Here is a 15652-nt window from a genome sequence, read left to right as displayed (position 1 = left end):
CCAAATATTTTCTTATGCTTCTTTAGCTGCAAGCTTTTGCTTTTCTTCATCAATTAATGAGCGACGTAAAATTTTCCCTACCGCTGTTTTTGGTAGCTCTGTACGGAACTCATAGTGACGTGGCACTTTGAATGAAGCTAAGTTTTTACGACAAAATTCATTTAGCTGCTCTTCTGTTACTGAATAGCCTTCTTTTAATACAATATACGCCTTCACTGTTTCACCACGATATGGGTCAGGAATCCCTGCAACAACACATTCCTGTATTGCTTCATGCTCATACAATACTTCCTCTACTTCACGTGGATAAATATTGAAGCCCCCTGCAATAATCATATCTTTTTTGCGGTCTACTACATAAAAATAACCGTTTTCATCCATATAGCCTAAATCTCCAGTTAAAAACCAACCATCATAAAATGACATTGCCGTTTCTTCTGGTCGATTCCAATAGCCTTTCATGACTTGTGGACCTTTTACAGCAATTTCACCAATTTCTCCTGGTGGTAAAGGCTCATAGTCACCACTTCGTAAAATGATAGCATCTGTATTTGGCCAAGGTACACCAATCGAACCGACCATGCGATCATGCCAGATAAAGTTAGCATGTGTTACAGGTGATGTTTCTGTTAGCCCATAGCCTTCGACAAGCTTTCCACCAGTAATCTTTTCAAACTTCTCTTGCACATCGACTGGCAATGGAGCTGAGCCACTTAAACATGCTTTAATTGAGGAAAGGTCATAGTTGCCGATACCTGGATGATTTAATAAACCGATATACATCGTTGGTGCACCAGGGAATAATGTTGGCTTCTGCTTATCAATCGTTTTTAATGCTTGCTCTGCATCAAACTTCGGCAGTAACACCATTTTACCTTTTAGCATAACTGCTAAAATTAAAACGGTTGTCATACCATACACATGGAAGAACGGCAGTATGCCTAAAACTGTTTCATTGCCTTCCTCGCTTTTATACATCCATGCATCGCACATTTTCGTATTGGCAACTAAATTTTTATGCGTTAGCATAACCCCTTTTGGTGATCCTGTTGTCCCACCAGTGTATTGCAATAATGCTAAATCTTGCTCAAAATCAAAGTCGAGAGGTATTGGATTTGGCGAGCTTGATTGCATAATATGCGTAAATAAATGATTTGTCCCACTATGCTCAACCTTAACGCTAAAGCCATATTGCTTCTTTTGAATGAATGGGTACACTAAATTTTTCGGGAATGGTAAATAATCTTTGATCCCTGTGACAATGACATTCTCCAAAGCGGTTTCCTTTATAATCTTCATCGCTCTTGGATATAAAATATCCATTACTAATAGCACTTTTGCGCCTGAGTCAGCCATTTGATATTGCAGCTCCCGCTCTGTATAAAGCGGATTTGTTTGGACAACAATGCCCCCTGCATACATCGTACCATAGTAAGCGATAACAGCTTGTGGACAGTTCGGTAGCATAACCGCCACACGGTCACCCTTCTCTATCCCTAAGGAACGCAAATAGTTTGCAAACTTTAAAGAGGATTCGTACAGCTCTTTATACGTTAGCTCCTTCCCCATAAAATGCACGGCAACTTTATCGGGATATGCATTGTAAGCCTCCGTTAAAAATTGCTGTACAGGCATTGCAGGTAAGTCGATTTCATGCGGAATCTCCTCGGGATACTTCTTTAACCACACCTTCTCTGTCATAACATTCTCCCCTTCACCTAGTATATTTTTCATATGCTATTATTAATTATTATAGTGAAAAATGAATGCGTTTACAAATGATTTTTTGCTATTAATTAGAAAATTCGCTCGATTATGCAATTTATTACTTGTCACAGTTTATGGAGAACGTAGCTAGTTTTAGTACTTAAAAAGGGAATTTATTTTTCATATTTACACCTATTACAGAAAATATTATTGCTTATCAATACGGGATAAAAATGCCTTTATATGCTTTCCTAAAATAGTTGCGTTATCAAGCCAAGGGTAATGTCCTGCATTTGGAATTAATGCAAATTCACCCTTTTGAAAGTTGGCGGCAAGCTCTTCCACATAACGATACGGGCGAGGATCTGCTGCTCCGTGAATAAAGAGGGCAGGAAAGCTGTTAAACGGAATTGCTTGCTTAAATTGCTCGCTACTAAAATACGTCTCACATTGTGCCCCCACCTCTTGATTTACTTCGCTGTTGACAAACGGCTCATCCATACGTGGAAGCTTGCTAAAGTTATTATGATTAAACAAATCTGCTTTTAAACTAAGTGCTCGTAGTCGATTTTTTGTATGCTCCCGTTCCTCATCCTGCATTTTTTCAATAGCTGAACGCAAATGAAGATACTCTGCTCTGTCAGTTGAAGTCATTCTATTTAATCTATTTTTACGATAATCAATATGCCATGCAGGGTCGATACCTGTTCCCGCTATATAAAGTAACGCTTTCAGCTTTGTCGGATATTTTGTCGCGTAGGCTAATGCTAAGGACGCCCCCCAAGAATGACCGCATACAATCCAATTTTGTCTATTCAAGTGCATTCGTAGCTGCTCTAAATCTTCTATGAATGTTTCAATCGTATAGGGTCCTGTTTTCTCTGAACGCCAGCTTCCTCGCTGCTCGTATCGAATCATTTGAAAGCAATTTTCATCTAATAGCGCTGTTACAGGCTCTAAATAATCATACGCACCTGGTCCTCCATGTAAAAATACAATGGGTATTCCTTGCCCTTGTACGTGATGCCATAATGATACACCGTTGATTTTTGCTGTCGTTCCTTCCATTTGCTCCTCCTCATTTCACAAATAGATAAAGCTTTTAGGAATACAGCTAAATAACCATATTCCTAAAAGCTTCTATCTCGTCAACATATAATAAATGCCTACTGCAATAAATGCAACACACACAATCAATAGCACTTTCGCTAGCTTTTCCATCTATCTAACACTCCTACGAAATACTTGCGCCGATAACAAATGATAAACCGACCGAAATAGTACAAGAAATGAAGCCTACTGACCGGTTATCCTTGGCGATTTCTTCATCCACTTTAATAAGCGGTGTTAAAAATTCGAATAAGAAATAGGCAAAAATAAGCAATGAAAAACCATATAGTCCCCAGCCTAACATTTCAATTAATGATGTATGACGCTCAATCGAATAGCGGAAAACATTACAAACACCTAAAATTTTCCCACCTGTCGCTAATGCTACCGCTACATTGCCTTTTCTAATCTCATCCCAGTTTTTATACTTCGTTACGACTTCAAATAATACCATCGACACTACTAAACAAAGGACAACAACGCTAAAATAACCTGCTGTCTCTACTAAAGGATGTTGCCAAAATGCAGATTCTAACATAAGCTATCCCCCTCTATTTCAATTCTACAACCGTTACCCCGAAGCCGCCCTCTCCAGCCTCACCATAGCGGAATGATTTCACACGCTTATGCCCTTTTAAATAGCTTTGAATCCCTTGACGCAATGCGCCTGTCCCTTTTCCGTGAATGATGGAAACACGTGGATAATTAGCAAGTAATGCATCATCTAAATATTTCTCTGTACGAAGAAGTGCATCCTCATAACGCTCGCCACGCAAATCTAATTCAAGCTTTACAGCACCGCCTCGATTTTTGACATTGGCCATTGTGCGCGTTTGCTGCTCTTTTTCAGGCTTTACGTATTCTAAATCAGATTCTGGTAGCTTCATTTTTAAAATGCCAATTTGGACAACCCACTCATTGTTCGATGCTTTTTCTAGTATTACACCTTTTTGACCGTAGCTAATGACTTTTACTTCATCGCCCACCGCTAAGTTTTGGGCTCGACTGCGCTCGGCTGCCACTTTTTGCAATACTTTATTATCTTGTGGCGCTGTCTCTTCCAAGCGTTTTTTCGCATCAATTAATTCATGCTCTTTGACTGCGCTTGCTGCATTTTTTTTCATGGCACGTAGCTCTTCAATAATCGCTTCTGCCTCACGCTTGGCCTCATCAACAATTTTACGTGCCTTGTCTTTCGCCTTTTTCTCTAAGCTTTCTTTTTTCTCATCATATGTGCGAATGCGTTCTGTTAGCTGCTCATGTAAATATGTTGCTTCCTCTAACAAGCCATGTGCTTCCTCTGCCTCGCGCTCTGAGCGAACGCGGCTTTCCTCTAAAGAAGCAATCATTGATTCGACTTCATGACGGTCTGTTCCTGTAAATGATTTTGCACGGTCAATAATGTTTGCTTTTAAGCCAAGTCTTGTTGAAATTTCAAAGGCATTTGAGCGTCCTGGTACACCAATTAATAGGCGATATGTTGGACTCAATGTTTCTACATCAAATTCCACGCTTGCATTGACTACGCTTGGACGATTGTAGCCATATGCCTTTAATTCAGGGTAATGCGTTGTTGCCATCACACGTGCACCATAGTCAACAACTTCATCTAAAATGGCAATCGCAAGTGCTGCCCCTTCCTGCGGGTCTGTCCCTGCACCAAGCTCATCGAATAGCACAAGCGATTTATCATCAAACTTGCTTAAAATATCGACAATATTGACCATATGAGAAGAGAATGTTGATAGCGATTGCTCAATTGACTGCTCATCCCCAATATCAGCGAAAATTTGCTCAAAAACAGCTAGCTCTGAGCCATCAAGTGCTGGCACAGGTAAACCAGATTGTGCCATTAATGTACACAGCCCAACCGTTTTCAGCGTCACCGTTTTACCGCCTGTATTTGGTCCTGTAATCACGATTGCTGTTACATCGCGACCAAATTCAATCGTGTTCGCCACAGCCTCTTCAATTGACAATAACGGATGTCTTGCACGTACTAAGCGAATATAACCATCTGCATTGATTTTTGGCATTGTGCATTTATTTGCTTGCCCATATTTTCCTTTTGCTAAAATGACATCAATTTCACCTAGTAGCTGGACAAGGACGAATAAATCATGTCCCACTTCCTCTACTTTGGCAGATAGTGTAAGTAAAATGCGTTCGATTTCCGCTTGCTCTTTCACTTTTAGACGCTGCACTTCATTGTTTGCCTGTACAACCGCATCTGGCTCAATAAATAATGTTTGTCCAGATGATGATTGGTCATGCACAATCCCGCCATAATGCCCACGGTATTCCTGCTTTACTGGAATAACGAAGCGGTCATTACGAATTGTAATAATCGAATCGGATAGCATTTTCGCTGCATTGGCGCCACGCGTTAAGCTTTCTAGCTTTTGACGCACCTTTGCTTCCTCTGCACGCAATGATTGACGAATCGTACGCAATGTTGTACTTGCGGAATCTAAGACGCCTCCGTTTTCATCAATGCAATCATTAATTTCATGCTGTAAGGCAGTTAAAATCGGCATTTGCTCCTTGCGTTCTACGAAATGCGGAATCTCGATTGTCTCATCTGCCTGTAAATCCTCAATAAAATTGCGCAGAATACGGCTTGCGCGAATCGTGCTGGCAATTTCCATTAGCTCCATCGGCGAAAGCATACCGCCGATTTGAGCGCGCTTGGCATGTGGGCGTATATCGAAAATGCCCCCCATTGGTACATTGCCTTTGACACGTAAAATAGATAACCCCTCATCCATTTCCTCTAACAATGCTACAACTGTTTCATAATCGGTTTCAGGTACCAGCTCTTCAATCGCAGACTTCCCAATGGAAGACGTACAAAACTGGGCAACCTGCTGTCGTATTTTATCAAACTCTAGTGTTTTCAATGCTCGTTGTTCGATCATGAAAAACACCCCCTATTTTTATTTATTTCGGCGAATCCATGCCTCAAATTGTTCGAGCGTCCATGTGTTGACAATCAATTCCTTTTTCAGCCATGCCTTTTGTGCATAATGAACTCCAATTTCCATAAAGCGCAAATGTTCAATTGCATGTGCATCTGTATTAATAGCGATTGGCACATTTTTCTCCATCGCAAGCTGTAAATGCTCTGTACATAAATCGAGGCGATATGGATTCGCATTTAATTCAAGTATTTTCCCATGCTCCGCCGCCCACTCTATGAGCTGCGGAATATTTGGATTATAGCCACCTCGCTGTCCAACAATGCGCCCTGTTGGATGTGCAATCATATGCACATATGGATTTGTAATGGCTGTATAAAGTCGTGCCATAATTTTCTCCTGTGACTGTGTGAAGCTGGAATGAATCGAGGCGATAACGAAATCCAACTCATGCAACACCTCATCAGCAAAGTCCAAGGTTGCATCTGGCAATATATCCATTTCCGTCCCTCTAAATAAGCGGATGTCGGACTGCTCAGCATTAAATTGTTCAACTTCTACCTTTTGCTTTGCTAATCGTTCTGGCGTTAAGCCATTCGCTACCTTCAAATATTGTGAATGGTCGGTAATGACCGCATATTGGTAGCCCTTTTCGATTAAAGCGTATCCCATTTCTGCAACGGAATGTGCACCATCAGACCATGTTGTATGCATATGCAAGTCTGATACAATATCGGATAACCGCACAAGTTGTGCTAGTTCATCTAGACGCTCCAATTCCTTGCCGCTTTCTCTTACAGCAGGTGGAATAAATGGCAAATCAAAGTGCGCGAAAAATTCCTGCTCTGACGCAAATGTTGCTACCGAACCATCGGGCTGCTCTACCCCATATTCGCTAATTTTTTTGCCCTGTGCCTTTGCGAGCTGGCGCATGCGCACATTATGGTCCTTTGAGCCTGTAAAATGATGCAAGGCTGTCGCATACTCACTTGGTGCAACAAGTCGAAAATCAACGCTTACAGGCTCATCTCGATCTAAAATAACAGACACTTTCGTATCTCCTGCTGCGACGATTTCCAAAATCACAAGCTGTGCTAAAATTGCCTCTCTCACCGCCTCTGGTGCAGTCGTTGCCACGATAAAATCGATATCCTTGCTCGTTTCATTTACACGACGAAAGCTACCCGCAACAGAAAAGCGTTCTACTTCCGCAATTTCCGCAAGCACCTCATTGATTTCTAGCACGACAGGCTCCAGCTGCCAAATTGGTAATCTTTCTGCACGTGAGCCTAAATTCGCTAACTCTTTTTTGATTTTTTCCTCCGTTTTAGCACCAAAGCCAGCAAGTGCCTGTACTTGCCCTGCTTCACATGCTTGCATTAACGAAGTGGCATCTGTTACACCTAGCTCCTGATACAATTTTGCTAGCTTTTTGCCTCCTAGCCCTGGCACCTTCATTAAAGGAATCAAGCCTTTTGGCACAGTTTGCTCCAGCTCCTGCAACACTGCCGATTGTCCGTTTTCTAGCAAATCGACAATTACTGCGGCTGTGCCTTTACCGATGCCTTTAATAGCCGTAATATCCTCTATTTCGCTCAAGCTGCGTTCATCTGTTTCAAGAGCAGCTGCTGCTTTGCGAAATGCGGACACTTTAAATGGGTTCTCACCTTGTAACTCTAAATATAAAGCTATTTTTTCAAGTGTACGGATAATCACTTTTTTATTCATGTTGCCCTCTCCTTAAGAAAAGCCTCCCTCATTTGTCGAGAGAGGCCATGTGCTATTTGATATAGATATACCACCAGTCCTGAAACATTTTCGTAATGACAGGTGTATGCTCAAGCATTAAGCTCGTTAAAATTGATTTGTTTAACACCGTTTGAATGACTTCCAATGGGAGTAATGCCAAAACATATAGTGCAATAAAAATAATGAAATAAAATTCGATAAAACCTAATACTGCCCCTAATAGGCGATTGATTGAACCGAGTACTGGCAAATATGTTAAAAAATCAAACATAGAGCCGATAATTTGTAAAACTAACTTCGTTACAAAGAAAATAAGTGCGAAAGCGATGACGCGATAAAATGTGCGATCGACATCTAAAGAATCCAATACTAATGTCATTGTCGCATTTTCAGTAAAGCCTGGATACGGAATCCATAGCACAAATTTTTGTGCTAATGGCTTATAATAAATATAGGCAACAATTAATGCAATTAAAAAACTACCTAAATGAATCAATTGGACGATAAAGCCACGCTTTGCTCCAATTATACAGCTTATGAATAAGACCACTAATAAAATAATATCTAGCATTTACTCAACCCTTTAACCTTTTCACTTCTTCTTCAAGCGCTTCAACTTGCGCCTTCAGTTGTAATAATTCATGTACAGAATTGACTGCTGTAAGCACTGCTAGTCTTGAGCTATCTAATGTTGGATTATGTGCACTGATTTGACGCATTTTATCATCTACGAGGGAAGCAACTAATCGCATATGCCCTGTCGATTCTGTACCAACCATTTTATATGTACGTCCATAAATTTCAACTGAAATTCGATTTTTTTCTTGTTCAGCCAAAGTAATTCCTCCCAAAAGCATAGGCAACGCCAGCAACTCAAGCAGGAAGCTGCTCGCTTCACTTATCATGTTGAAGTAGCAAAATGCAGCTTTATGCAATTCCTGTTCGATTTTCTGCAATTTTCATACTAACTATCATACCATTTTTGTTATATATAATACAATATTAGACTCATTGTCATGCAGTGGTGTAGGGAGTTTATCTATAATGATGAGGAATTATTATATTTCATCTCCCGTAAAACACTAAAAAGCAGAAGCCACCTATAGGACTTCTGCTTTTTCTAAATAAGTGAAGGATTCTTTAATATGCACTTCGTTTAATTTCAGATAACTTCCTTTGTAACATTGCGTTCTCTTTTTTCATTTGGGACAATTGACGCTCCACTATTTTTTCCCCGTAACCTTTAGGTGCTGAGGCAATTAAAACAACTTTTTCTGTAGGCTCTTTTTTCATTGTTTATCCTCCCAACAGTTTTTTTAGGAAATAACAGTATTGATATCCCTTCGATTTTATTATAGCATCCAACACATGATTTTGATACTTCAATGCATAATCGCTTGTCATCTCCCCATTTGCAGGGAAATGAATACAAAAGATATAAGGACTAGCTTTGAATAAGAAATAAAATAAATATTTTTCTTCATTGTAATATAATGTTTCCTCTACATCCATATCTTCAGCAGTTTGTACAACATAAGAGTCTTTATTATCTCGTTCTATGCTTTCTGCTGTAACATCTCCATCGTACTCAACTAATTTCATTTCATCAATATCTGATTCATACAATGTAATAGCAGTTGCTGGCTTAATTGTTGTTAGATATTTTGTTTGATATAGAGTATCTATCTCAAATACTTCAATTTCTTTTACAATTAAATTCCTTAATTTCGAAAGTAGCCGCCTTGTATCTATAATTTCACCTTTTTGAATAACCTCTAAAAATTTCAGAGAATTTTCATAAAAATCTCCATACATTTGAAAATGATCAAAGGCTTGGTCAATTGCTGATTTTAAACTTAAATATTGAAGCCCCTCTTTTGTCATTATAGATAATTGCGTTTTCACTTGCGTAACCATTTCTGTGCCTAAATTCAAATTTTGTAAATAGTATCCTTTTATATAGACATCATATAAAAAAGCTAAAACATAATGATCTTGAATTTGCGATAAATTCATTGATTTTAAAGAATCATAAAATTGTTCAAAATTCCCTTCATATAAATCATAATTTTCTTTGAGAGAAGGCAGAACTGAAAAAAATTCTGTTATGACTACTTGATTAACATAAATAAGTATTTGTTTTCCTTTTTCATATGCTTTTAAAAACTCTAAATGCGTAACTGTTTTCCCTTCAGATGCTATCATTGAACCTGCTCTAGTATCTATAAATAGAAGAAGCATATCACTTCTGTCAACATAGTTTAAACAAGTTTTAACAGAATCAAGTTCTGTAAAATAAATACTTTCTTCATACCGAACAATATGATGACCTACATCCAATAAACTATCTGTAATAGTTTGGCGCAATTGAGATAACGAATCCTGTGCTACAGAGCTAATAAATATTGATAGTTTATCCATCCATACCTCCATTAATCCTATATACATATAATTATACCATAAATTAACCAATTATACCTCAATAATATTTAATCCTGTTTTATAACTTCACTTTTAGCATATAAATCCAAGTATTTGACTTCTCTCTAAATCCCTCGCACAATAAAGGAAGTTCATAGAAAGGACGGAATCAATGACCAATATCGTTTTACTCTTAACAAATGAACAAGTGCAAGAAGTGAAAAATGCTTATGTAAAAAATCAAGTGAGCCGTAATGCTCCAGGCGTTGTCTTTGCAGCAAAATTAGCAGATACATCGATTACTGCATATAAGTCAGGCAAAGTGATGTTTCAAGGGGGCGGCGCTGAGCGTGAGGCTGCACGATGGGGCATAGCGACTACAACAGCTAAAACAAGTGCAGCAAAAGGCGACAAATTACCTGAAAGCTTTGCCACAATGTCGGTTATTGGCTCTGACGAAACAGGCACAGGCGATTATTTCGGCCCAATTACTGTTGCGGCTGTTTATGTACCTGCCGACAAAATTCCACTGGTTCAGGAGCTTGGTGTCAAAGATTCAAAAATGTTAACCGATGATTATATGAGAAAAATCGCCCCTGATTTAATGAAGGTTTGCACTTACAGTATTTTAACATTGCGTAATGACAAATATAACGCATTACAGACAAAGGGCTATTCACAGGGCAAGATGAAGGCATTGCTTCACAATCAGGCATTAAAGCATGTGTTAAACAAAATTGCACCCGAACAGCCACAGTATATTTTAATCGACCAATTTGCCGAGCGCGATACGTACTATCGCCATATCCAAAAGGAAAAAGAAATCGTACGTGACAATGTACTGTTTTCAACAAAGGCGGAAAATTTGCATGTTGCGGTAGCAACAGCCTCTATTTTAGCTCGCTATGCCTTTTTAAAGGAAATGGATCGATTGAGTGAGCTCGTCGGCTTTACTTTGCAAAAAGGTGCGAGCAGTAAAGTCGATGTGATGGCAGCGAAAATTTGGAAGACAAAGGGCGAGGATGTGTTGCGCTCCATTTCTAAATGGCATTTTGCCAATACGGAGAAGGCACGCAAGATGATGAAGTAATTCAACCATAAAAAATCGATTACCCCTAAGCTTCTTAGGATTAATCAATTTTTTATGATCTTGAATAGGAGAAATATTTCGAAAATCGAAAAAAATACGTGAAATATGTTCGGAATTTTTGTAAAATAGAAAAGAATTTGTTTATAGGGGGAATTTTCATGACAACGAATTATCCAGAAGTATGGGATTTAGATGTATTTTTCGAAGGTGGTAGCAGCTCGCCTCAATTTGCTGCACATTTAGAAAAAACAGCAGCTTTAGTGCAAGATTTACAACAATTCGTTAGTGAACTTGCTGTACCACAATCTGCTACAGAAACAGCAGGATTATTACAAGTAATTGATAAAGTGAAAGACGTGCGCCAGCATATGGCGCAGGCAGGTGCCTTTTTATCTTGTTTAAACGCACAAAACATTAAAGACCGTGAAGCAATGCTATTACTAGGCAAAGTTTCTTCGCTTTATGCCGAAGTGGCACCATCATATGAAAAACTGCGTCAAATAGTTGGTGAAATTGAAGAAACAACGTTCCAGCAATTAATTACAGCGGATGAACTAGCGCCATTTGCCTTCATTTTAACAGAGTGGCGTGATGCCTCGAAGGAATCGTTATCTGAAGAGGAAGAAGCTTTAATTTCTTCTTTAACAGTAGATGGCTATCGTTCTTGGGGCGAAATGTATGATCTATTAATAAGCGATATTCGTGTAGAGGTTGAAATCGATGGCGAAATGAAGTCGCTTTCTGTTGGTCAAGCGAATAACTTAAGCTCACATAAAGATCCAAAAGTGCGCAAAGCTGCTTTCGAGGCAATTGAAAAAGTGTTTACAGAGCGCGAGGAATTTTTCGCAAAAACATTAAACCATTTAGCAGGCTTCCGCTTAAATGTTTATAAAAAACGCGGCTGGGACAATGTATTAAAAGAGCCTTTAACAATTAATCGCATGAAGGAAGAAACACTTGATGCCATGTGGGGTGCTATTACAGAGCGCAAAGCTACATTTGCAAACTATTTAACACATAAAGCACAAATGCTTGGCGATGAAAAATTAAATTGGCATGACTTTGATGCACCAGTTACAGAGGCAACAGCAAAAATGGATTATCAAGAAGGGGCTGCCTTTATTTTAAAGCATTTCGGTCGTTTTGGCGCAGAGCTAGAAGCCTTTTCACGTAAAGCATTTGAGGATGGGTGGATTGAAGCAGAGGACCGCGACAATAAAAAACCAGGTGGCTTCTGCACAGGCTTCCCATTAGCACAGCAATCGCGTATTTTTATGACGTATTCAGGCTCAATGTCCAATGTAGCGACATTAGCACATGAACTTGGTCATGCATTCCATAGCTATGCGTTACGCCCTGTTCACCCATTAAATACAGGCTATGCGATGAACGTAGCGGAAACTGCTTCGACATTTGCAGAGATGATTGTGGCAGATGCAGCGGTGGAAGAAGCAAGCACAAAAGAAGAGAAAATTGCGTTACTTGAAGATAAAGTACAACGCTCTGTTGCCTTCTTTATGAATATCCATGCACGCTTCCTATTTGAAACACGCTTCTACGAGGAGCGTAAAAACGGTGTTGTGTCATCAAAACGCTTAAACGAATTAATGGAACAAGCACAGCGTGAGGCATATGTAGATGCTCTTGGTGAAACACACCCACACTTCTGGGCAACGAAGCTACACTTCTTTATTACAGGTGTACCGTTCTACAACTTCCCATACACGTTTGGCTACCTATTCTCGCTAAGCATTTATGCGAAGGCAAAAGAGGAAGGCACAGGCTTTGAGGAGAAATATATCGCCTTACTACGTGATACAGCGGTAATGACTGTGGAAGATTTAGCGATGAAGCATTTAGGCGAAGATATTACGAAGCGCGATTTCTGGTTAAAGGGCATTGCACTTTGTGAAAAAGATGTTGAGGAATTTATTGCGTTAACATCAAATTAAACAAAAGGCTATTAGAAATAGCAGGTATCCCCTGCTTTTCTAATAGCCTTTCTTCATTTATTTCGCTTGATAATCTTCTCGTTTGGTTACATCTACTCGTTTTACAAAGAATGTTAAAATAAGCGCAATTAACGAAACAGCTGCCGCAACGAAGAAAGTGAAATTAATCCCTTCGAGCATTGCTGTTTGCTGAATTTGTGCTGTCATTTCTGCAATTTGTGCCTCTGTTGGCTGAACACCACTAGCTGCTGCTTTTTCTTTCGCTTCTGCTGCAAGCTCTATTGCGCGCGATTTCGTATGCGAGTTCATAATCGTTACGAAAATCGCCGTACCAATTGCCCCTGTTACTTGCTGTGCCGTATTGTTAATGGCTGTACCATGCGGATTCATCTTCATCGGTATTTGATTCAAACCATTTGTCATAATCGGCATCATCACAAGTGCCATACCAAATGAACGCACAGTATAAACTGTAATAATATAAGCATGCGATGAGTCCATTGATAATTTCGATAAATAATATGTGGACACTGTCATAATAATTAAACCAATCATGGCAATGATACGAGGGCCATATTTATCAAAAAGCTTCCCTGTAATAGGTGACATGAAGCCCATCACAAGTGCCCCTGGAAGCATCATTAACCCTGCATCGAATGGTGAAATACCACGCACTGTTTGTACGTAAGCAGGCGTTAAAATCATCCCTGAGAACATTGCTACAGACATGACCATCGAAATAACAGATGATAGGGCAAACATCGGATATTTATAAATACGTAAATTCAATAATGGTTCGTCTAATTTTAATTGGCGTACAATAAATGTTAGTAAACCAATTGCTCCTAAAATAATCGTGCCATACACTTCTACTTCGCCCCAGCCTTTTGAGCCAGCCATACTGAAGCCATATAGCAAGCCACCAAACCCGATGGTCGATAACACTAATGATAGATAATCAATTGTTACTTCACGTGTTGGCATAATATTGCGCAGCTTCCAAATTCCAAGAAGCAAGCTAATTGCCGCAAATGGAATAATCATTTCGAAAAGCACGCGCCAATCGTAATGCTCTACAATCCATCCAGACAATGTTGGTCCGATTGCTGGAGCTGCGAACATTACAAGTCCAAATAAGCCCATCGCTGTCCCACGTTTTTCAATTGGGAAGCTGATTAACATAATATTCATTAATAATGGTGACATCGTAGCAGCACCTGCTGCTTGCACCATACGCCCCGCGATTAAAATACCGAAGTTTGGTGCAAATGCCGCCATCACTGTTCCAAGTAAAAATAATCCCATTGAGACAGTGAAAATTGTGCGGTTTTTAAATTTTGTAATTAAAAAAGCGGAGGCTGGAACTAAAATCCCGCTCACTAACATATAGCCTGTTGATAGCCATTGAACAGTTGAGTAGTTTTCAATATTTAAGTCCACCATAATAGATGGTAACGCAATATTTAACAATGTGTTATTTAAAAAGGCAACAAATGTGCCAATAAATAAAATCGCAATCATTAAATACGGCGGTTTTTTTAATGTTTCTGTTGTCATACTTAAAAACCCTTTCCCTTTATTATTTCATAGTTCGAAGTTTCACTTGACTTATTTTATACTCATAGTCTAAAAATCGCAACTGTTTTTTACTATAAGTTTAAAAACCTTGAATTATCAAGGTTTTACATATAGAATGATAGTATAAAGAGCAACTTCAATCAGGCTTTTACGGACAGTTAGCGCCCATTCTCTCAACTCTTGAGGTGGACATCTTACTGTCCGTTAATGCGGGTTAAATAAAAGCAAATCCAAGGGACTGAACTATAGTGAATACAAGAAAAAGGAAAATCATTGATGTATCCTTACAGCTTTTTACCGAAAAAGGCTTTCATCATACATCCGTACAAGATATTATCGAGCATGCGAGTATATCGAAAGGCACGTTTTATAATTACTTCTCATCTAAAAACGAATGCTTTTTAGCCATTTTGGAGCAGCTTCGTTATACAACACAGCTTCAACGCTATGAATTGCTGGCGAATCACGATGAACAAGATATTCATATACTAATTGAACAAATTATTGTGCCAATGAAGCTGCGACAAGAACAAAATTTAATGACATTGTTTGAGGGTATTTTTCAATCGAGTGATTTGGAGCTAAAGAAAGGGCTACGCCAACACCGTTTTCAGGAAATTCAATGGCTAACAGAACGTTTAATCAATGTGTTCGGTGAAGAAATTCGACCATATGCCTTCGAATGCGCCTTAATTTTTTTCGGCATCACCCATTACTTAGCAATGGCATGGCGCAGTGCCTATCACGTACCAGCTGACTTGTATCAGCTAGTACAAAAAGGATTGGAATATGTTCAAGCCTTGCTCCCAACAATGCAACAAACAAATGCTACATTGCTAGGCGTTGATGCCTTTCAGCGTATACAAAACAAGACGACACAGCCTGTTACAACAAAGGAAAATGTTATAGAGCAGCTAACGGGCTTTATTAAACAACTAGAAGCGAAAACAAATGCAACAGGTCATGAGCTCGCAGCCTTTCTCATCGAGGAATTATCTAAAGACTCTTGGCGCAAACATGTAATCAACGCATCACTACAAAGCTTTCGTACTGCGTTTAAAAGCACAACGCATGAAGCTGAAGCAATCGAATTATCTTATAAAATCACGTTCTTACTAAAAAATTAA

At 39.2% G+C, this 15652-nt stretch carries 13 protein-coding genes; 3 read left to right on the top strand and 10 right to left on the bottom strand.

The features are described from left to right. Window positions 1–12: 12 nt before the first annotated feature. The 9 genes from R6U77_RS12575 to R6U77_RS12535 form a co-directional block, all read right to left on the bottom strand. Window positions 13–1701, bottom strand: a complete 1689-nt coding sequence (locus R6U77_RS12575) for a long-chain-fatty-acid--CoA ligase (protein WP_319835896.1) — start codon at window positions 1699–1701, stop codon at window positions 13–15. Window positions 1702–1914: 213 nt separating this feature from the next. After that, window positions 1915–2775: an alpha/beta fold hydrolase gene (locus R6U77_RS12570; RefSeq protein WP_319835895.1), complete on the bottom strand. Its 861-nt coding sequence runs from the start codon at window positions 2773–2775 to the stop codon at window positions 1915–1917. A 166-nt stretch (window positions 2776–2941) separates the two neighbouring features. Further along, entirely contained in the window at window positions 2942–3355 is a 414-nt protein-coding gene (locus tag R6U77_RS12565; protein ID WP_319835894.1) for a DUF350 domain-containing protein, read from the bottom strand. 13 nt (window positions 3356–3368) lie between these two features. Further along, entirely contained in the window at window positions 3369–5735 is a 2367-nt protein-coding gene (locus R6U77_RS12560) for an endonuclease MutS2 (protein WP_319835893.1), read from the bottom strand. 18 nt (window positions 5736–5753) lie between these two features. Then, window positions 5754–7463 (bottom strand): DNA polymerase/3'-5' exonuclease PolX, encoded by a 1710-nt coding sequence (polX, locus tag R6U77_RS12555; protein ID WP_319835892.1) that lies wholly within the window; start codon window positions 7461–7463, stop codon window positions 5754–5756. 52 nt (window positions 7464–7515) lie between these two features. Next, a complete protein-coding gene (locus R6U77_RS12550; RefSeq protein ID WP_293926210.1) occupies window positions 7516–8055 on the bottom strand; it encodes a CvpA family protein in 540 nt (179 codons plus the stop codon). Between the two features lie 4 nt (window positions 8056–8059). Then, window positions 8060–8320 carry a cell division protein ZapA gene (gene zapA / locus R6U77_RS12545; protein WP_293926207.1) on the bottom strand — a complete coding sequence of 87 codons (261 nt, stop codon included), beginning with the start codon at window positions 8318–8320 and terminating at the stop codon, window positions 8060–8062. A 304-nt stretch (window positions 8321–8624) separates the two neighbouring features. Next, window positions 8625–8777: a hypothetical protein gene (locus tag R6U77_RS12540; protein WP_293926205.1), complete on the bottom strand. Its 153-nt coding sequence runs from the start codon at window positions 8775–8777 to the stop codon at window positions 8625–8627. Between the two features lie 3 nt (window positions 8778–8780). Beyond that, entirely contained in the window at window positions 8781–9905 is a 1125-nt protein-coding gene (locus R6U77_RS12535) for a DUF4062 domain-containing protein (protein ID WP_319835891.1), read from the bottom strand. 172 nt (window positions 9906–10077) lie between these two features. On the opposite strand from R6U77_RS12535, the gene rnhC reads away from it, so the two are divergent. Both rnhC and R6U77_RS12525 read left to right on the top strand, forming a co-directional pair. Continuing rightward, complete coding sequence (gene rnhC / locus R6U77_RS12530; protein ID WP_319835890.1) at window positions 10078–10995, top strand: ribonuclease HIII; 918 nt, start codon at window positions 10078–10080, stop codon at window positions 10993–10995. 158 nt (window positions 10996–11153) lie between these two features. Further along, window positions 11154–12947 carry a M3 family oligoendopeptidase gene (locus R6U77_RS12525; RefSeq protein ID WP_319835889.1) on the top strand — a complete coding sequence of 598 codons (1794 nt, stop codon included), beginning with the start codon at window positions 11154–11156 and terminating at the stop codon, window positions 12945–12947. Between the two features lie 57 nt (window positions 12948–13004). Here R6U77_RS12525 and R6U77_RS12520 read toward each other — a convergent pair whose 3' ends face one another. Continuing rightward, the gene (locus R6U77_RS12520; RefSeq protein ID WP_293926196.1) at window positions 13005–14504 is read right to left on the bottom strand and encodes a DHA2 family efflux MFS transporter permease subunit; all 1500 of its coding nucleotides are present in this window, start codon (window positions 14502–14504) and stop codon (window positions 13005–13007) included. 269 nt (window positions 14505–14773) lie between these two features. Between R6U77_RS12520 and R6U77_RS12515 the strand changes: the two genes are divergently transcribed. Further along, a complete protein-coding gene (locus R6U77_RS12515) occupies window positions 14774–15652 on the top strand; it encodes a TetR/AcrR family transcriptional regulator (protein WP_319835888.1) in 879 nt (292 codons plus the stop codon).

The organism is Lysinibacillus louembei, from assembly GCF_033880585.1.
GTDB classification, from domain to species: Bacteria; Bacillota; Bacilli; order Bacillales_A; family Planococcaceae; genus Metasolibacillus; species Metasolibacillus louembei.
Note: the sequence above shows the minus strand (reverse complement) of the source record. Positions and strands in the feature narration are given on the sequence as shown.